We start from the raw sequence: 16,858 nt of genomic DNA, 5'->3' as shown, positions 1-16,858 counted from the left end.
CAGTGGCCCGGTCAGTGGACCGGCAGGGGCGCTGGTGTAGCCGGTTCCGGATCGGGAATCGGCTCGATCTTCCCGAGCACGAACACGAAGGACACGATCCCCACCAGCAGGATCACGCCGGCCACCATGAAGGCGTTGGCGAACGAGTTGGTGGCGCCGACGATCACGCCGGTGACGATGGGGGCGGCCGCGCCCATCAGGTTGTTGGCGAAGTTCATGATGCCGCCGATGGTGCCGGCGCCGCCCTTGGGCGCGATCAGCGATGGCAGCGACCAGCCCACCGGCGCGGCCGAAGCCAGGCCGCCCAGCGCGATCGAGATCCACACGATGGCCCACACGGGATCGGTAGTCTGGGTGGCGCCGAACACGGCCAGGCCCAGCAGCATGCCGACGATCAGCACGCCCTTGCGCACCAGCGATTCATCCTTGCCGCGCGAGATCAGGTGGTCGATCAGCCAGCCGCCCACGAACAGATCGGTGATGGTGGCCACGGCCCAGGGGATGGCGGCGAAGCCGGCCGATTTCAGTATGCTCATGTGCATGGTCTGCACCAGGTAGCCGGGCAGCCAGGTGAGGAACAGGTAGAACGAGTAGCCGTAGGCGGCGAAGCCGATGGTCAGGCCCCAGACTTTCGATTTGCCCAGCAGGTAGCCCAGCATGTTGAGTGCACCGGCGTTGGACGGGCCTTCCGGCGCGGCGCCGCCGTTCTGGATGTACTGCAGTTCCTGCTTCGACAGCTTGGCATCGGCGCTCGGGTCGCGGTACACCAGCAGGAAGGCGAAGAAGTAGCTGAAGCTGAGCAGCGCGGTCAAGCCGAAGCCCCAGCGCCAGCCGAAGGTGACGATGGTGACGGCGATCAGCGGCACGCCGATCACGTTGGAGAACTTGGCGGCCGCGTCGAAGATGGCGGTGGCCATGCCGCGCTCATTGCGGGGGAACCAGTAGCCGGTGGCCTTGGAGCTGACCGGGAAGGCCGGCGCTTCGGCGATGCCGAGCAGGATGCGGGCCGCGAAGATGCCGGCGAAACCGCTGGAGAACGCGGTGATGGTGGAGGCCACACCCCACAGGAAGGCGCCCCAGCGGCCCACGCGGGTGGGGCCGAAGCGGTCCAGCACCATGCCGACCGGGATCTGCAGCAGCGAGTACGACCAGGCGAAGGCGCTGAACAGCAGGCCCAGTTCCACGGCCGACAGGTTGAACATATCCTTGATCTGCGGCGCGGCCACGGACAGGCCGATGCGGTCGATGTAGTTGATCAGGACGCCCATGCCGAGCAGGGCGCCTATGCCCCAGCGGCGCTTGGGGATTTTCTGGTGGTGGTGGGTGGCGTTCATGTTGTCTCCGGTGGTGATGTTGGTGGGCGCGTTATGCGTGTGCGCCCTGGTTGTCGAGGATGGCGTCGACCAGTTGTTGCGGCGGCAGGTTCAAGTCCAGCAGCACGCCCGCTTCGTCCGCTTGCAGCGGTTCCAGGTCGCGCAGCTGGCTGTCGAGCAGCGATGGCGGCATGTAGTGGTTCACGCGCGCCGCCATGCGTTCAGCGATCACGCTGCGCGGCCCGGACAGATGGGCGAAGCGCAGCGCGGGATTGCCGGCGCGGAGCAGGTCGCGGTAGCGCCGCTTGAGCGCGGAGCACGACAGCACCAGGCCGTGGCCTTGTTGCGTCGCCTGGCGGATCTGCTCCTGCAGCGTGTGCAGCCAGCCGGCGCGGTCGTCGTCCGTCAGCGGAATGCCGGCGGCCATCTTGGCGACGTTGGCGGCGGAGTGGAAGCTGTCGCCTTCGAGGAAGGGCAGGTCCAGCGCCGTCGCCAGCCGTTGCCCGATCTCGCTCTTGCCGCAACCGCTGACGCCCATGACGATCCAGCATGCGGGTTGGTTGGTTTGGCTCATAGGGTGATGTGCTTGCATGGTCTCGGGGTTTTGTTTCATTAGAATGTTAGCGCTAACATTGGAATCGAAGTCTAGACCATCGCGCTGATTTGTAAAGCGGAATCGATGTTGCGTTGCAGCAGACGGACTGCGTGAAATGCCTCGCCCAGAGTGGGCGCGGGAAATTAATGACGGAAGGAGAATGCGGCTGTCTGTGGTGCGCAGACAACGGCGCTAGCAAAAAACCGGGGTCAGGTCATGCCCTCATGCAAGATGCGGGCTTCTTGCATGAGGGCATGACCTGACCCCGGTTTTCAGGCGCTTTCGCGCGCCATCAGCGTGAAGCCGAGGTCGAGGTGGGGCGTGGCCGGCGTTTCGCCGCGGATGACGCTGCGCAGCAGGGTGGCCGCTTCGTGGCCGATGCGGTAGCGCGGCGTGCCGACCGTGGTCACGGAGGGATTCATCCAGGCCGACGCGGGCAGGTCGTTGAAGCCGCAAATGGCCAGCTGCCGGGGCACGGCGATGCCGCGCCGCTGGCATTGGTAGATGGCGCCGTGCGCCAGGTCGTCGTTGCAGCAGAAGATGGCGTCGCAGTCGGGCGCCTGTGCCAGCATGCGGCCCAGCAGCTCGGCGCCGAGCGCGATGGTGGATGGATCGGGCACCATCAGTTCCAGCTTCGGATCGGCCAGGCCCGCGTCGCGCATGGCGTGGCGGTAGCCGTCGGCCCGTTTCAGCGTGCGCTCGTCGAGCTGGGCGCCGATGAAGCCGATGCGCTTGTGGCCTTTGTCGATCAGGTAGCGCGTCATCGCCTGGCCGGCCTGGAACTGCGAGAAGCCCACCGTCAGCTGGGCCGGGTCGTCCGACAGATCCATCATCGAGACGATGGGCACGCGCGAAGCGGCCAGCATGCGCTCCACGCGCGGACTGTGGGTGAGGCCGGACAGCAGGATGCCGTCCGGGTTCGATTGCAGGTAGATGCCGAGCAGCTTTTCCTCCTCGGCGTCGGAGTAGCGCGTGTTACCGATCAGGATCTGATAGTCGTCCGCATCCAGCGCATCCTGGATGCCGGCCAGCACGGCCGTGAACACGGCGTTCGACAGCGACGGCACCAGCACCACGATCACCTTCGACTGGGCCGAGGCCAGCGCGCGCGCCGCCCGGTTGGGGACGTAGCCCAGTTCCTCCACGGCTTGCTGCACGCGCTCGCGCAGCGCCGGCGACACCATGTCCGGCTGGCTGATGGCGCGCGAGGCTGTCATGGCGGCCACGCCGGCCCGTTCCGCCACCGCCGCCAGCGTGACGCGGCCGCTGGCGCGGCTCCTGTTCGGTGCTGTCTTGCTCATCCCTGCCTATCGATCAACATTGATCGCGCTATCTTACGGCAGGCGGGGCGAGGGCGGGGAAGTTTCGCCGGCAACCCGCCGCGTTCAGTGACAGTTGGCCAGCGCCTGCTGGGTCTTTTTCGCCAGTTCGGCCCGTTCCGCGTCGCCCATCACCGTGCGCTGGCCATCCTTGTCGTAGGTCGTGATGCGGATGCCGTCGTCGAGCGCGCGCTGGTTGTTGCGGGCCGCCTCGCAGGCCGATTGCTCGGCCGCCTTGCGCTTGGCTTCTTCGGCGCTCTTTTGCGCCGCCTGGGCCGCCTCCGCCCTGCGCTTGTTGAAGTCGGCGTTGCGCTCGCCCAGCGTGGGCGGGGCCTTGGTCTTGGGTTCGGCGGCGTCGGGCGCCTGCTCGTCCGGCGCGGGCGCGTTCGGGTTGAACAGTGGCTTGCCGGGCGCCTTCAGGATGTTCTTCTCCGGGATGTTGGGCGGCGGCGGGCGGTCGGACAACTGCTTGATGCCTTTTTCGTCTATCCACAGGTATTGCGCCAGCGCCTGGGTGGACAGGGCCAGCAGCGCGCCGGCCAGGGCCACGCGCAGCATCGACGGGGTGTGTTTCATGGTGCGGCTTTCGGGAGCACGGCAAAGGCGCCGCTGGCCAGATTTCGCCATGATTTACGGCAACTGTCAATCGAACGGCAAAGGGCGTGACAGATTTTTTTCCGCGCCGCAAGGACGGCGCGCTCAGAATTCTGTATAATCTGCTTTTGCGCCAATAGGAAATGCTATGCGTCTACTCCAAAAAGCACTCACATTCGATGACGTGCTGCTCGTCCCAGCGTACTCGAACGTCCTGCCTGCCGATACGTCCCTCAAAACCCGCCTGACCCGCAATATCAGCCTGAACATCCCGCTGCTGTCGGCCGCGATGGATACAGTGACGGAAGCCCGCCTGGCCATCGCCATGGCGCAAGAGGGCGGCATCGGTATCATCCACAAGAACCTGAAGCCCAAGGACCAGGCCCGCGAAGTGGCGCGCGTCAAGCGTTTCGAAGCTGGCGTGCTGCGCGACCCGATCACCATCCCGCCTGAGATGAAGATCCGCGAAGTCATCAAGCTGACCGAGCAGTATGGCATTTCCGGCTTCCCTGTCGTGTCCGGCAAGGAAGTGGTGGGCATCATCACCAACCGCGACCTGCGCTTTGAACAGGAACTGGACGCCGAAGTGCGCGCCAAGATGACGCCGCGCGAAAAGCTGGTGTACGTCAAGGAAGGCGCCGACACGGCCGAAGCCAAGCGCCTGATGAACAAGCACCGCCTGGAGCGCGTGCTGGTGGTGAACGATGCTTTCGAACTGAAGGGCCTGATCACCGTCAAGGACATCCAGAAGTCGACCGAGCACCCGCTGGCGTCCAAGGATTCGCAGGGCAAACTGCTGGTCGGCGCTGCCGTCGGCGTGGGCGCCAAGGATGAAGAGCGCATCGAGCTGCTGGTCGCCGCCGGCGTGGACGTGCTGGTGGTCGACACCGCCCACGGCCACTCGCAAGGCATCCTGGACCGCGTGAAATGGATCAAGACCCGCTTCCCGCACGTGGACGTGATCGGCGGTAACATCGCCACCGCCGCCGCCGCCAAGGCGCTGGTCGAATACGGCGCGGACGCCGTCAAGGTCGGCATCGGCCCTGGTTCGATCTGCACCACCCGTATCGTGGCTGGCGTGGGCGTGCCGCAAATCACCGCTATTTCGAACGTGGCCGAAGCGCTGGAAGGCACGGGCGTACCCTGCATCGCCGACGGTGGCATCCGCTTCTCGGGCGACATCTCCAAGGCCCTGGCGGCCGGCGCGTCGACCGTGATGATGGGCTCCATGTTCGCCGGCACGGAAGAAGCGCCGGGCGAAGTGATCCTGTACCAGGGCCGCAGCTACAAGTCCTACCGTGGCATGGGCTCGCTGGGTGCTATGTCGGACGGCTCGGCCGACCGCTACTTCCAGGACGCGGCCATGAAGCAGGACAAGTTCGTGCCCGAAGGCATTGAAGGCCGCGTGGCCTACAAAGGCTCCGTGCTGGCCATCATCTTCCAGCTGGTGGGCGGCGTGCGCCAGTCGATGGGCTACTGCGGTTGCGCCACCATCGAAGAACTGCGCAACAAGGCCGAATTCGTCGAGATCACCTCGGCCGGCATGCGCGAATCGCACGTGCACGACGTGCAAATCACCAAGGAAGCGCCGAACTACCGTTCCGGCGACTAAGCCTTGCGACGCCGGCGGCTGCTTGCCGCCGGCGTTTTCCTTTCACGGCCCGCCCGCGCGGAGGCCGCCCAGCTGCACCGATTTCATCATTTAGAAGCCCCTATCTTCCATGCATTCAAAAATCCTCATCCTCGATTTCGGCTCCCAGGTTACCCAGCTGATCGCGCGCCGCGTGCGCGATTCCGGCGTGTTCTCGGAAGTGTATCCGTATGACGTCAGCGACGAATTCGTGCGCAACTACGGCGCCGCCGGCGTGATCCTGTCGGGCAGCCACAGCTCCACGCTGGAAGGCGACGCGCCGCGCGCGCCGCAAGCCGTGTTCGAACTGGGCGTGCCGGTGCTGGGCATCTGCTACGGCATGCAGACCATGGCGGCCCAGCTGGGCGGCAAGGTCGAGAACGGCCTGGTGCGTGAATTCGGTTACGCCGAAGTGCGCGCCCGCAGCCACACCAAGCTGCTCGACGGCATCAACGACTTCGTCACGGACGAAGGTCACGGCATGCTGAAGGTGTGGATGAGCCACGGCGACAAGGTGCTGGAGATGCCGCCCGGTTTCGTCCTGATGGGCAACACGCCGAGCTGCCCAATCGCCGCCATGGCCAACGAGGAAAAGCGTTTCTACGGCGTGCAGTGGCACCCGGAAGTGACCCACACGGTGCAGGGCAAGGCCATGCTGGGCCGCTTCGTGCACGAGATCTGCGGCTGCAAGTCGGACTGGAACATGCCCGACTACATCAGCGAAGCCGTGGAGAAGATCCGCGCCCAGGTCGGCACGGATGAAGTGATTTTGGGCCTGTCGGGCGGTGTCGATTCGTCCGTGGCCGCCGCGCTGATCCACCGCGCCATCGGCGACCAGCTGACCTGCGTTTTCGTCGACCACGGCCTGCTTCGTCTGGACGAGGGCAAGATGGTGATGGACATGTTCGCCAAGAACCTGGGCGTGAAAGTGATCCGCGTCGACGCGGAAGCCCAGTTCATGGGCAAGCTGGCCGGCGTGACCGATCCCGAGCAGAAGCGCAAGATCATCGGCGGCGAGTTCGTGGAAGTGTTCGACCAGGAGTCGGGCAAGCTGACCAGCGCCAAGTGGCTGGCGCAGGGCACCATCTATCCGGACGTGATCGAGTCGGCCGGCAAGGGCAAGAAGGGCCAGACCATCAAGAGCCACCACAACGTGGGCGGCCTGCCGGAGCACATGAAACTGAAGCTGCTGGAACCGCTGCGCGAACTGTTCAAGGACGAAGTGCGCAAGCTGGGCGTGGCGCTGGGCCTGCCGCATGACATGGTGTACCGCCATCCATTCCCCGGCCCGGGCCTGGGCGTGCGTATCCTCGGCGAAGTGAAGAAGGAATACGCCGACCTGCTGCGCCGCGCCGACGCCATCTTCATCGAAGAACTGCGCAACACGCCGTACGAGTATGTCGCCGGCCAGGCCGTGGACGAGGAGCAGCTGCCGAAGAACTGGTACGAAGCGACGTCGCAAGCGTTTGCCGTGTTCCTGCCGGTGAAGTCGGTGGGCGTGATGGGCGATGGCCGCACCTACGAATACGTGGTGGCGCTGCGCGCCGTGCAGACCCAGGACTTCATGACCGCGCACTGGGCGCACCTGCCGCACGCGCTGCTGGGCAAGGTGTCCAACCGTATCATTAATGAAGTGCGCGGCATTAACCGCGTGGTCTACGATATTTCGGGCAAACCACCTGCCACCATCGAGTGGGAGTGACGAGCTCGCTTTAAGTCTTTGATTTAAAGCGGAAAATCAGAGGTCGTTGATGATGCGGTGTCGATCATCAATGACCTTTTTGTTTGTGGCGGGGGTGTTTACAGCGCGAGGATCTCGTCCGCCGCACGCAGGCCGGACCGGTAGGCGCCGTGCACGGTCTGGTAATACTGGCTCTCGGTCGCCTCGCCGGCGAAGAACAGGCGGCCGTTGACGTTGCTGGCCAGGTCGGCGCGCATGCCCGGCGTCGAGCCCAGCACGTTGCACGAGTAGGCCCCGCGCGCGTAGGGATCGGCGCCCCAGCGGGTGATGAGCGCATCGACCGGCTCGGGGATGGCCTGGCCGTACATGGTGCGCAGCGTGGCCATGGCGCTGGCGATGATCTCGTTGTCGCTCCAGGACTCGATCTCGCGGCCGAATGCGGCGGCGTTGAACCCGAGCAGTATCGGTAGTCCGGTGGGGCGCGCGAGGCTGACCCACTCCGCCCATTGGCCGTAGTGGCTACCGTCGGGCACATAGTTGAGCCAGTCCGTCTCCGTGTCCCAGAACGCGGTCGGGAAGCGCAGACAGCATTTGTTGAGCAGGCCCATGCCCAACTGGGCGATGGCGGCCCGTTTTGCGACGGGCAGGGCGGGGGAGAATGTCACGGCGCCCGATTGCAGCACGCCCAACGGCAGCGTCACGATCACCCGCTGGGCGGTGAACGCGCCGAGGTTGGTCGTCACGGTGGCCTCGCCATTGGCCGACCAGGCGATCTGCCTGACCACCTGGCCCAGGCGCACGTCCAGCCCTTGTGCCAGATAGTCGATCAGCACGTGGTAGCCGTCCAGGAACAGCGCGTCGCCGCCGCTATAGGCCGCGCCGCTGTCGTACCAATAGCTGGACAGACGGTCCGCCGCGCCGCCGTATTCATGCTCGATGGTGGTGTTGACCAGGAAGTCGATGCGGTTGCGCTCGGCGGCGGGGCGGTTGGCGTAGCCCAGGCCATTGCGTACCGCGTCCTGCACCGACATGTCGGTGTCGGCCTTTTGCGCTGCTGCCAGCACCGCCGTGATCGACGTTTGCAGCGCGTCGATGGGCGCCCTTGCCGTGCTGTCCAGGCGGGTGCCGTCGGTGTCGAACAATTGATCGTTATCGAGGCTGGTGGCAGCGAGGCGCGCGCCGGTCTTGCTGGCCAGCGCGGCGATGGGGTTGTCCGGACCGGCGCCGTGGATCCAGGTCGCGCCCAGGTCCACCTTGGCGTCGCTCCATTTCTGGGAGGTGAGGATGCGGCCACCCACGCGCTCGCGCGCTTCCAGCACGATCACATCCTTGCCCGCGTCGCGCAGCTTGCGCGCCGCCGCCAGGCCGGCCATGCCCGCGCCGATCACGATGACGGCGCCGGACGGGGCCGGCCCGGCGCCGCCATTGCCGGCCGTGTCGCCCGCGTTGGCGTCTTCGCCGCAGGCCGACAGCAGCGTCGCACCCAGCGACGCGCCCGCCGCGATCAAAAATTCTCTTCGTTTTAAATTCATCAAGTCCATGTGAGCGCACCGTAAATTTTCCCCCATCGGCTCGCGCACGTCTGGGCGGGTTTCGTCTGTTTGTGTGTCGCATAGTAGAATCGGGCGGCCGCACGAACAATTGCAGCTTGCGCCGATGTGATGGCAAAAGACCTCTACCCACGCCCCTGATTCGCTCTGATGCCGCCGCTTCCCGCCACCGTCCCGATCGCCCTGGTGCATGGCATGCTGGCCGGCGTGCGTGCACGCGGCAAGCCTTGCGATGCCTGCCTGGCCGATGCCGGCATCCCTCCCGCGCTGCTGGCGGAAGCGGGTGCCCGCGTGACGGCGACCCAGTACATCGCCCTGTATCGCGCGCTGATCGAACGGCTCGACGACGAAAGCCTGGGTTTTCTTTCCCGCCCCCTCAAGCGCGGTAGCTTCGCCTTGATGGCGCGATCGGCCCTGGGCGCGGCCGACCTGGAGACGGCCATGCGCCGCGTCGCCCGCACCTTCCGGCTGGTGCAGGATGACGTGCTGGTGGAGCCCGTGCGCGATGGCGGGCTGGCCGGATTGGCCCTGCGTTTCCTTAGCCCTGCGACGGCGCGACCGGCGTTTCTGGACGAGATGTTGTTGCGCGTGTTCTGGCGGTTGTTCGCCTGGTTGGCGGGCGGGCAGTTGCCGGCGGCGCGCTTCGACTTCGCGTTCGCGTGCCCGCCCCACATCGAGAGCTACGACAAAGTGTTCCCTGCGCCGGTGCGCTTTGGCCTGCCGCAATCGGCCTGCTGGTTCGACGCCGCGCGCCTGCAAAGCCCGGTGCGGCGTGACGAGGCCGCGTTGCGTGTGTTCCTGGCCGACGCGCAGGCACACATCATTCTGCCCCGGCGCGGCGAGGAATCGGCCAGCGCGCGGGTGCGCGCGCATCTGCAAGCGACGCAACCGGCATGGTCCGACCTGGCCGCCACGGCCGCCGCGCTGCACATGGCGCCGTCGACGCTGCAACGCCGCCTGGCGGGGGAGGGCACCTCGTTCCAGGCCTTGAAGGACGAGCTGCGCCGCGACCTCGCGATTGAGCGCCTGCACACCAGCACGGTGGCGTTGGCGGCGCTGGCGCAGGAACTGGGCTTCACCGACAGCGCTGCCTTCCAGCGTGCGTTCAAGGGCTGGACGGGCAGCCCGCCGGGCGCGTATCGGCGCACCGCGGGGCATACGGCAACCTGAGCTTCCGTGTCGCTGTCCTGACCGGCAAGTGTTGTTGGGACTGAATGTGCGATGGTTCCTCAGGCGTGCAGTGGCAAGCGTACCTCGACCTGCAGGCCTGCCCCGTCTGGCGGTGTGCGCAAGCATACGCTTCCATTGAGCAATTCGCAGATTTCCTTCACGATGGCCAGGCCAAGGCCGGAGCTGTCCGGCGTGGCCTCGTTCAGGCGGAAGAAGCGTTCGAACACCTTTTCCCGAACCTCGGGAGCGATGCCGGGGCCGTTGTCGGTGATCAGGATGACGGCGTGCGGCGGCTGCCGCGACAAGGCAATGCTGACCGCGCCAGGCGCTGCCATGTGTTTGATGGCATTGTCGACCAGGTTGAACAACAGTTCGCGCAGCATGCTCGGCGGCGCATAGACCGACAGCGGTTCGTCCTCCCGTTCCAGGCCCAGCTCCACGTTTTTCTTCTGGGCCAGTGGCGCGAGTTCCTCGATCATGGAAGTCGCCAGTTCGTCCAGCACGACGACGGACGCGACCGGACGTTGCTGCACGTGCTGGCGCACCTGTTCCACCGTCGCCAGCATTAACAGTTGATTGATCACCTTGCTCCCCTGTTGCGTGGTCTTGAGGATGGCGGTCAGCAATTTCTTCTGTTCCGGATCGACAGCGGCGCTGCGCATGCCGAAGTTCAGCTGCGAGATCAGAATGGCGAAGGAGGTGCGCAAATGATGGGCCGTGTTGGCGATGAAGTGTTCATACGAGGTCAGCGTGCGGTCCAGGCGTGTGACATAGTCGTTCATCGCGCCGACCAGCGGTGCCAGCTCCTGGGGCATAGTGTCGATGTCGAGCTTGACCAGGGCGCCGGGCTGGCGCCGCGCGAGCGCCCGGCCCAGGCTGTCCAGTGGCTGCAGTGTCCAGCGCAAGGCGATCACGAGCGCGATCAGTACCAGTGCGAGCAATAGCAGATGTTCGCGCATGGTCAGCCAGAAGAGGTCCCGTGTGAAGGCCTGGTGGCCACGCAGGGTCTGCGCGACTTCCGTGACGATGTAGTCGTCATTGCCCGGGCTGGGGAGCGCGTGGGCATAGGCGATCACGCGCACGGCCTCGCCGCGCATGGTGGCGAGGAAGTACCGTTCCTGCTCCGCCTGCAACGCGCGCGGCGGCGCCGGCAAATCATCATTGCCAGCGATTAGTTTTCCATTGCGGGTGCGGACTGCATAGTAGACCAGATCCTCATGTTCATCGGCAAACAGCTCAAAGGCCGCGGGCGGGATGTTGATCTCGTAGGCGCCGTCGGCCGCGCTCAATTGCTCGGAGATGATCCTGGCTGAGCCTTTCAGCAACTGCTGTTGCACCCGGGTCGCCACGCGTTCCGTGTTGCGGTAGGTGACGGCCAGGTCGACGGCCGAAATCAGGGCCGTGGGCAGGAACACCCATAACGCCAGCCGCGCTTTCAGGCTGCGCATGGATCAGGCCTGTTCCGGGACATGGCTCAGCATATAGCCCAGGCCGCGCAAGGTAATGATCTGGGCGCCGCTGTCCTCCAGCTTCTTGCGCAGCCGCACAATATACACTTCGAGCGCCTTGGGAGACACCATGTCGTTCAGCGTGACCAGGTTGTCGGCCAGGTCTTTCTTGGAGACGGTTTTGCCGGTACGGCGGATCAGCGCTTCCAGCACCGCGTGTTCGCGTGGGGTCAGGTTGAGCTCGCGGCCATGGCTGCGGAAGATCTTGGAATTGCTGTCGAAGCTCAGTTCGCAGCAGGTGAAGACGGGATTGGCCTTGCCGCTGGCGCGCCGCAGCAGACTGCGCAGGCGCGCTTCCAGTTCCTCGATATCGAAAGGCTTAGCCAGGTAGTCGTCGGCGCCCAGGTTCAGGTGTTCAACGATGTCCTGCAGGCTGTCTTGGGCACTGATGATGAGGACCGGCACGCCATTGTCCTTGGCGCGCAAGCGGCGCAGCAGCGTCTGCCCGTTCAGTCCGGGCAGGGTCAGGTCCAGCAGGACGGCGTCATAGGACTGGGTGCGCAGCAAGGTGTCGGCCTGATCGCCGGTAAAGGCTTGCTCCACCGCGTAGCCGGACTGGTCCAGCAGGCGCGTCAGCCAGGACGAGAGTTCCCGATTGTCTTCGACTAATAGTAATTTCATTTCCACATCATCGTTGCTCTCGTCTCGGACAGCAAGGCCTCGTTATATTTTCACCACAGCAAAAAATGACTGTAGGCATTTAGTAGGCTTTGGCCCCCTACAGTGGCCTCGTACCTTGGTACAACCATCCAATAACGAGGAGACAAGAAATGAAGAAGAAGCTGATGGCAGTGGCGATTCTGGGCACGATGGCGGTATGGACGCAGGCCGGGGCCCAGACGCAGTCCGTGCAGGAATTGCAGCAGGCACTGGCGCAGGCCCAGAAAGCGGCAGCGGACGCGCAGAAGGCCGCGCAGCAGGCTCAGGATGCACTGATGCAAATCCAGCAGGCAACCGCCGAGGCTAAGCAAGCCGAGCGATCCGCCGCTGAATCGGCACAAGTTGCCAAGGGTGCCCAGTCGGACCACAGTTTCAATGCCGAGAAATCCACCGGCGGCGGGTTGGTGTACAAGAGCGGCGGCGACATGATCCGCCTGTATGGCCTCATCGACCTCAGCATGAGCCGCAAGAACAACGCCGATAAGGCCGGCGATACCCAGAACGACATGTCGGTGGCCTATTTCAGCGGCAACCGGTGGGGCCTGGAAGGTGAGCATGCGCTGAACGATACGGACGGCCTGAAGGCTATCTTCAAGCTGGAAAGCGAGTACGAACTCCCCACTGGGAACATGGATACGCCGGGTGTGCTGTTCAACCGCGACGCCTGGCTGGGGGTGGAAAGCGCGTCCCTCGGCAAGCTGACCTTCGGCCGCCAGAACACGCTGCCGCGCGAATTCTCCAAGATTTATGGCGACGCTTACGGTAGCGCGCGCATGACCTTGAGCGAGGGCGGCTACACCAACAACAACAACTTCAAGCAGCTGATCTTCTACTCGGGCAGCGCCACCGGCACCCGTTACGACAAGGGCATCGTCTGGAAAAAGGAAATGGGCAAGTGGGTCGTCGGCCTGGCCTACCAGGTCGGCGGCACCCCGGGCGACACCAACGACGGCAGCACCAAGGCAGCGGGCGTGGCCTACAACGGCGGCAACTTCAATGCTTCGGCCTACTACAACACGGCCAGCGTCGACGGTTATACCCACACCTCGTATTCGTTCGGTGGCAACTACCAGCTCAGCAAACTGGTGCGCCTGAACGCGGGCTATTTCAACTACAAGGCCGACCAGCCGGTTACGATCGGCAACCGCAGCGACAAGGCCTATACCGTCTCGGCCAAGTTCACCCCGGGCGGCAAGTTCGATTACCAGCTGGGCTGGCAGACCATGAACGCCGACAACGCCGGCCTCAACGGGAAAGGCTACGTGATGAACGCGTTCTCCAGCACCGCCGACGTGGTCGCCACCGGCACCGGCAAGCGCAAGACCTGGTATGGCTCGGTGTTCTACCACTTCGACAAGCGCACCGAACTGTACCTGGCGCTGGACCACTTGAGCACCGACGGCACCTACAAGGCCTCGCAGGCCAACGGCTTCAACTCGCAGAATGAGGCTGCCGTGGGGATGCGCTTCAAGTTCTGATCGGGTATAAATGCACAAGACAGGCAGCCGCCGGCAAGAGCGGCGCCTGATGATAACGACAACAATGGAGACAGTATGAAGCGCACCCACAAAACCCTGGCCGCCGCACTGATGATGCTTGGCCTGAACAGCTACGCCGCCGACAAGATCACCATCATGGTCGGTGGGATGGAAAAGCAGATCTACCTTCCGGCCAAACTGGCCGAGCAGTTGGGTTATTTGAAGGAAACCGGGCTGGATATTGAATTGCTGAGCGAACCGGCCGGGGTCAATGCCGAGACCGAGATGCTGTCGGGCGCGGCGCAGGGCGTGGTCGGCTTCTACGATCATACGCTGGACTTGCAGGCGCGCGGCAAGCTGGTGCAGTCCGTGGTGCAATTCAGCCAGGCGCCGGGCGAAGTGATCCTGGTGTCGAAAGCGGCGGGTGCGCGGATCAAGTCGCCGGCCGATTTCAAGGGCAAGACGCTCGGTGTGACCGGCCTTGGTTCCTCCACCAATTTCCTGACCCAGTTCCTGGCCGCCAAGGCCAACGTCAAGAACAGCGAATTCACCACCTTGCCGGTGGGGGCGGGCTCCAGCTTTATCGCGGCCATGGGCCAGGGCAAGATCGACGCCGGCATGACCACCGAGCCGACCATCTCGCGCCTGACGTCGACCGGCGCCGCCACCGTGCTGGTCGACCTGCGCACGTCCAAAAGCACCGAGGCCGCGCTGGGCGGCCCGTACCCGGCAGCCTGCCTGTACATGTCCACGGCCTGGGTCAATTCGCACAAGCCGCAAGTCCAAAAGATCGTCAATGCGTTCGTCAAGACGCTCAAATACATCAACACCCACAGCGCCAAGGAAATCACCGAGAAGCTGCCGCCTGACTACTACGCCGCCAACAAGCAGATGTACATCGACGCGCTGGAGGCGGGCAAGCAGATGTTCACCGCCGATGGCGTGATGCCCGAGCATGGTCCTGCCACCGTGCTGCAGGTATTGAACGGGTTCGACAAGGCCGTGCAGGGCAAGACGATCAACCTGGCCAGCACCTACACCACCGAGTTCGTGAAAGCCGCAAAATAATGAAGAATGCCGCGATCGAACTGAATAATGTCAGCCGAAAGTTCGTCAGCCCGCAGGGCAAGGTGACGCTGGCCTTGCGCGATTTCAGTCTCACGGTCAATGAAGGCGATTTCTGCGCCATCGTTGGCCCGACTGGCTGCGGCAAGTCGACCACGCTGGGCATGATCACCGGCCTGAATCCGCCGTCCTCGGGCAGCGTCAAGGTGTTCGGCAAACCGGTCACCGGGATCGATCCCAACATCGGCTTCGTGTTCCAGGCCGATGCCGTCTTTCCCTGGAAAAGCGTGCTCGATAATGTGGCGATGGGCCCTGTGTTCCGTGGCAAGGACCTCAAGCTCGCGAGGGAGATGGCGGCTGAATGGGTGCGCCGGGTTGGCCTGGCGGGCTTCGAACACCACTATCCGCACCAGTTGTCGGGCGGCATGCGCAAGCGCGTCGCCCTGGCGCAGACCTTCATCAACGAGCCGAAAATCCTGTTGATGGATGAACCTTTCTCCGCGCTGGACGTGCAGACGCGTGCCCTGATGCAGGAAGAACTACTGGGGCTGTGGTCGGAAAAGAAGGCTTCGGTGGTCTTCGTCACGCACGACATCGACGAGGCGATTGCACTGGCCGACCGCGTCATCGTGCTGTCCAAGGGGCCGGGCTCGGTCAAGAGCAGCCATGAGATTCCGCTGGCACGGCCGCGCCATGTGTCGGAAGCGCGCTACTCGGACGAATTTGTCCACTTGTCGAAGAAGATATGGACGGATTTGAAGGACGAGGTGCAAATATGATGCAGGGGGCAGCGATGAGTACACAAACTAACGGTGCACCGGAAGTTCCGGTCACTGCCGAGGAGCGCATGGCGCTGAAGCGCGCAGCGAACTATCGCCGCGCGGTGATTTTCCTGCGGGTGGCGCTGGCCGTGGCGGGATTGGCGGCCTGGGAAGGCGCGGTGCGGTGGGGCTGGCTCGATCCATTCTTCTTCTCGCAACCCAGCGCAATCTACGCGCAACTGGTGGTGTGGCTGACGGAAGGGACCGCGCAAGGGCCCTTGTGGAGTGAGCTGGCCGTGACGATGGAGGAGACCGTGCTCGGCTTCCTGATCGGCAGCCTGCTCGGTGTGCTGTGTGGCGTTGTCCTGGGCCGCAACAAACTGGCGGCTGATGTATTCAGCATCTACATCAAGGTGGCCAACGCCATCCCGCGCGTGGTGCTGGGGTCGATCTTCATCATCATGTTTGGCTTGGGCATGGGGTCGAAGGTGGCGCTGGCGGTGGTGATGGTATTTTTTGTCGTGTTCGGCAACGCCTTCCAGGGCGTGCGCGAGGCGGACCGCAACATGATCGCCAACGCCTACATCCTGGGCGCGAGCAAGCGCCAGGTGACCATGTCTGTGGTGTTTCCATCGGCCTTGAGCTGGATTCTGGCCAGCCTGCACGTCAGTTTCGGCTTTGCGCTGGTCGGCGCGGTGGTGGGGGAATTCCTCGGTGCGCGCCATGGCATCGGTTTGCTGATTTCGACTGCGCAAGGCACCTTCAACGCGGCGGGTGTGTTCTCGGCGATGATCGTGTTGGCCGTGGTGGCGCTGGGTGCGGAGTACCTGCTGACGGCGCTGGAGGACAAGCTGCTGAAATGGAGACCGGCACAATTCGTCGAGCAGGGGATGTGACGGCAGGCCCGGCGGAGGAGCACTATCCACGCCGGGCCCGGCTTCCTGGCGCCGGGCAGATTTCTATGGACAGGTTGCCATGCCCGGTGTAAATCCCAGTGTCTCGGCCGGGGTGATGGTCATCATTGTGGGGATCGTCAGTGCCAGATCGACCAAGGGCACGATGGTCTGGTAGGTAATGGGGGTGCAAGCACCGGTATTGTTCGGATCGCACATGCGGACGCGGACGAACCGTATGCAGCCTGGATCATGTGGATCGTTCATGCAGATGATCCGATTCTTGACCGGGCAAGCCGGCAGGGAGCCGGTGGGGATCTCCGTCAGCGTGATGTTGTTGTCGCTGTCCCGCACCGCGGCGAGGTAGTCGATGCGGATATGGGCATCGGTGATCGGCGAGCCGAGCATTAAATTGCCCGGCGTCGTGCGATAGATGCCGATCTGACGTATCGTGTCCTTGGCGCTCTCGTCTGTGAAGTTGGTATTGGCGGCCAGGTCGGCCACGCGCCGCGTGACGTCTTCCAGCGTGTTGAAAAGGTACATTGCGCGCGAGATTTCAAGGACGCCGAATACAAGCAGCAAGAACAGCGGGATGACGAGCGCGAGCTCGACAATGTAAGCGCCCTTGTGGCGTTGCATGC

The 16,858-nt window shown here is 64.2% G+C and carries 15 protein-coding genes; 7 read left to right on the top strand and 8 right to left on the bottom strand.

The window, feature by feature from the left end; genetic code table 11:
- Nucleotides 1–11: 11 nt before the first annotated feature.
- The 4 genes from H3H37_RS16310 to H3H37_RS16295 form a co-directional block, all read right to left on the bottom strand.
- On the bottom strand, nt 12–1,334 hold the full coding sequence (locus tag H3H37_RS16310; RefSeq protein ID WP_182164357.1) for an MFS transporter: 1,323 nt from the start codon (nt 1,332–1,334) through the stop codon (nt 12–14).
- A gap of 31 nt (nt 1,335–1,365) precedes the next feature.
- Nucleotides 1,366–1,887, bottom strand: coding sequence for a gluconokinase (locus tag H3H37_RS16305; RefSeq protein ID WP_229218877.1), 522 nt, complete (start codon nt 1,885–1,887; stop codon nt 1,366–1,368).
- A gap of 293 nt (nt 1,888–2,180) precedes the next feature.
- On the bottom strand, nt 2,181–3,209 hold the full coding sequence (gntR, locus tag H3H37_RS16300; RefSeq protein ID WP_182164355.1) for an HTH-type transcriptional regulator GntR: 1,029 nt from the start codon (nt 3,207–3,209) through the stop codon (nt 2,181–2,183).
- A gap of 84 nt (nt 3,210–3,293) precedes the next feature.
- Nucleotides 3,294–3,803, bottom strand: coding sequence for a DUF4124 domain-containing protein (locus H3H37_RS16295; protein WP_229218876.1), 510 nt, complete (start codon nt 3,801–3,803; stop codon nt 3,294–3,296).
- A gap of 166 nt (nt 3,804–3,969) precedes the next feature.
- On the opposite strand from H3H37_RS16295, the gene guaB reads away from it, so the two are divergent.
- On the top strand, nt 3,970–5,433 hold the full coding sequence (gene guaB / locus H3H37_RS16290; RefSeq protein ID WP_182164353.1) for an IMP dehydrogenase: 1,464 nt from the start codon (nt 3,970–3,972) through the stop codon (nt 5,431–5,433).
- Nucleotides 5,434–5,542: 109 nt separating this feature from the next.
- Nucleotides 5,543–7,153, top strand: coding sequence for a glutamine-hydrolyzing GMP synthase (gene guaA, locus H3H37_RS16285; RefSeq protein WP_182164351.1), 1,611 nt, complete (start codon nt 5,543–5,545; stop codon nt 7,151–7,153).
- Nucleotides 7,154–7,251: 98 nt separating this feature from the next.
- Here guaA and H3H37_RS16280 read toward each other — a convergent pair whose 3' ends face one another.
- Nucleotides 7,252–8,640, bottom strand: coding sequence for a flavin monoamine oxidase family protein (locus H3H37_RS16280; protein WP_229218875.1), 1,389 nt, complete (start codon nt 8,638–8,640; stop codon nt 7,252–7,254).
- Nucleotides 8,641–8,832: 192 nt separating this feature from the next.
- On the opposite strand from H3H37_RS16280, the gene H3H37_RS16275 reads away from it, so the two are divergent.
- A complete protein-coding gene (locus H3H37_RS16275; RefSeq protein ID WP_182164349.1) occupies nt 8,833–9,852 on the top strand; it encodes an AraC family transcriptional regulator in 1,020 nt (339 codons plus the stop codon).
- 59 nt (nt 9,853–9,911) lie between these two features.
- On the opposite strand, the gene H3H37_RS16270 is transcribed toward H3H37_RS16275, so the two are convergent.
- Both H3H37_RS16270 and H3H37_RS16265 read right to left on the bottom strand, forming a co-directional pair.
- Nucleotides 9,912–11,300 carry a sensor histidine kinase gene (locus H3H37_RS16270; protein WP_182164347.1) on the bottom strand — a complete coding sequence of 463 codons (1,389 nt, stop codon included), beginning with the start codon at nt 11,298–11,300 and terminating at the stop codon, nt 9,912–9,914.
- A 3-nt stretch (nt 11,301–11,303) separates the two neighbouring features.
- Nucleotides 11,304–11,981, bottom strand: coding sequence for a response regulator (locus H3H37_RS16265; RefSeq protein WP_182164345.1), 678 nt, complete (start codon nt 11,979–11,981; stop codon nt 11,304–11,306).
- Between the two features lie 149 nt (nt 11,982–12,130).
- Between H3H37_RS16265 and H3H37_RS16260 the strand changes: the two genes are divergently transcribed.
- From H3H37_RS16260 to H3H37_RS16245, 4 genes are all read left to right on the top strand, one after another.
- Nucleotides 12,131–13,498 carry a porin gene (locus H3H37_RS16260; protein WP_182164343.1) on the top strand — a complete coding sequence of 456 codons (1,368 nt, stop codon included), beginning with the start codon at nt 12,131–12,133 and terminating at the stop codon, nt 13,496–13,498.
- Nucleotides 13,499–13,573: 75 nt separating this feature from the next.
- A complete protein-coding gene (locus H3H37_RS16255) occupies nt 13,574–14,566 on the top strand; it encodes an ABC transporter substrate-binding protein (protein WP_182164341.1) in 993 nt (330 codons plus the stop codon).
- Nucleotides 14,566–15,342 (top strand): ABC transporter ATP-binding protein, encoded by a 777-nt coding sequence (locus H3H37_RS16250; protein WP_182164339.1) that lies wholly within the window; start codon nt 14,566–14,568, stop codon nt 15,340–15,342. Before H3H37_RS16255 ends, H3H37_RS16250 begins: the two co-directional genes overlap by 1 nt.
- Before the next feature lie 68 nt (nt 15,343–15,410).
- Nucleotides 15,411–16,220 carry an ABC transporter permease gene (locus tag H3H37_RS16245; RefSeq protein ID WP_229218887.1) on the top strand — a complete coding sequence of 270 codons (810 nt, stop codon included), beginning with the start codon at nt 15,411–15,413 and terminating at the stop codon, nt 16,218–16,220.
- Nucleotides 16,221–16,283: 63 nt separating this feature from the next.
- On the opposite strand, the gene H3H37_RS16240 is transcribed toward H3H37_RS16245, so the two are convergent.
- Entirely contained in the window at nt 16,284–16,856 is a 573-nt protein-coding gene (locus H3H37_RS16240; protein ID WP_229218874.1) for a TadE/TadG family type IV pilus assembly protein, read from the bottom strand.
- Nucleotides 16,857–16,858 lie beyond the last annotated feature (2 nt).

This window comes from Rugamonas brunnea (genome assembly GCF_014042345.1).
GTDB lineage: Bacteria > Pseudomonadota > Gammaproteobacteria > Burkholderiales > Burkholderiaceae_D > Rugamonas > Rugamonas brunnea.
Note: the sequence above shows the minus strand (reverse complement) of the source record. Positions and strands in the feature narration are given on the sequence as shown.

Bases quoted from the DNA above. Each gene is read 5' to 3' on its own strand.
- H3H37_RS16310 (WP_182164357.1), bottom strand. From the start codon at position 1,334: ATGAACGCCACCCACCACCACCAGAAAATCCCCAAGCGCCGCTGGGGC.
- H3H37_RS16305 (WP_229218877.1), bottom strand. From the start codon at position 1,887: ATGAGCCAAACCAACCAACCCGCATGCTGGATCGTCATGGGCGTCAGC.
- gntR (WP_182164355.1), bottom strand. From the start codon at position 3,209: ATGAGCAAGACAGCACCGAACAGGAGCCGCGCCAGCGGCCGCGTCACG.
- H3H37_RS16295 (WP_229218876.1), bottom strand. From the start codon at position 3,803: ATGAAACACACCCCGTCGATGCTGCGCGTGGCCCTGGCCGGCGCGCTG.
- guaB (WP_182164353.1), top strand. From the start codon at position 3,970: ATGCGTCTACTCCAAAAAGCACTCACATTCGATGACGTGCTGCTCGTC.
- guaA (WP_182164351.1), top strand. From the start codon at position 5,543: ATGCATTCAAAAATCCTCATCCTCGATTTCGGCTCCCAGGTTACCCAG.
- H3H37_RS16275 (WP_182164349.1), top strand. From the start codon at position 8,833: ATGCCGCCGCTTCCCGCCACCGTCCCGATCGCCCTGGTGCATGGCATG.
- H3H37_RS16270 (WP_182164347.1), bottom strand. From the start codon at position 11,300: ATGCGCAGCCTGAAAGCGCGGCTGGCGTTATGGGTGTTCCTGCCCACG.
- H3H37_RS16265 (WP_182164345.1), bottom strand. From the start codon at position 11,981: ATGAAATTACTATTAGTCGAAGACAATCGGGAACTCTCGTCCTGGCTG.
- H3H37_RS16260 (WP_182164343.1), top strand. From the start codon at position 12,131: ATGAAGAAGAAGCTGATGGCAGTGGCGATTCTGGGCACGATGGCGGTA.
- H3H37_RS16255 (WP_182164341.1), top strand. From the start codon at position 13,574: ATGAAGCGCACCCACAAAACCCTGGCCGCCGCACTGATGATGCTTGGC.
- H3H37_RS16250 (WP_182164339.1), top strand. From the start codon at position 14,566: ATGAAGAATGCCGCGATCGAACTGAATAATGTCAGCCGAAAGTTCGTC.
- H3H37_RS16245 (WP_229218887.1), top strand. From the start codon at position 15,411: ATGGCGCTGAAGCGCGCAGCGAACTATCGCCGCGCGGTGATTTTCCTG.
- H3H37_RS16240 (WP_229218874.1), bottom strand. From the start codon at position 16,856: ATGCAACGCCACAAGGGCGCTTACATTGTCGAGCTCGCGCTCGTCATC.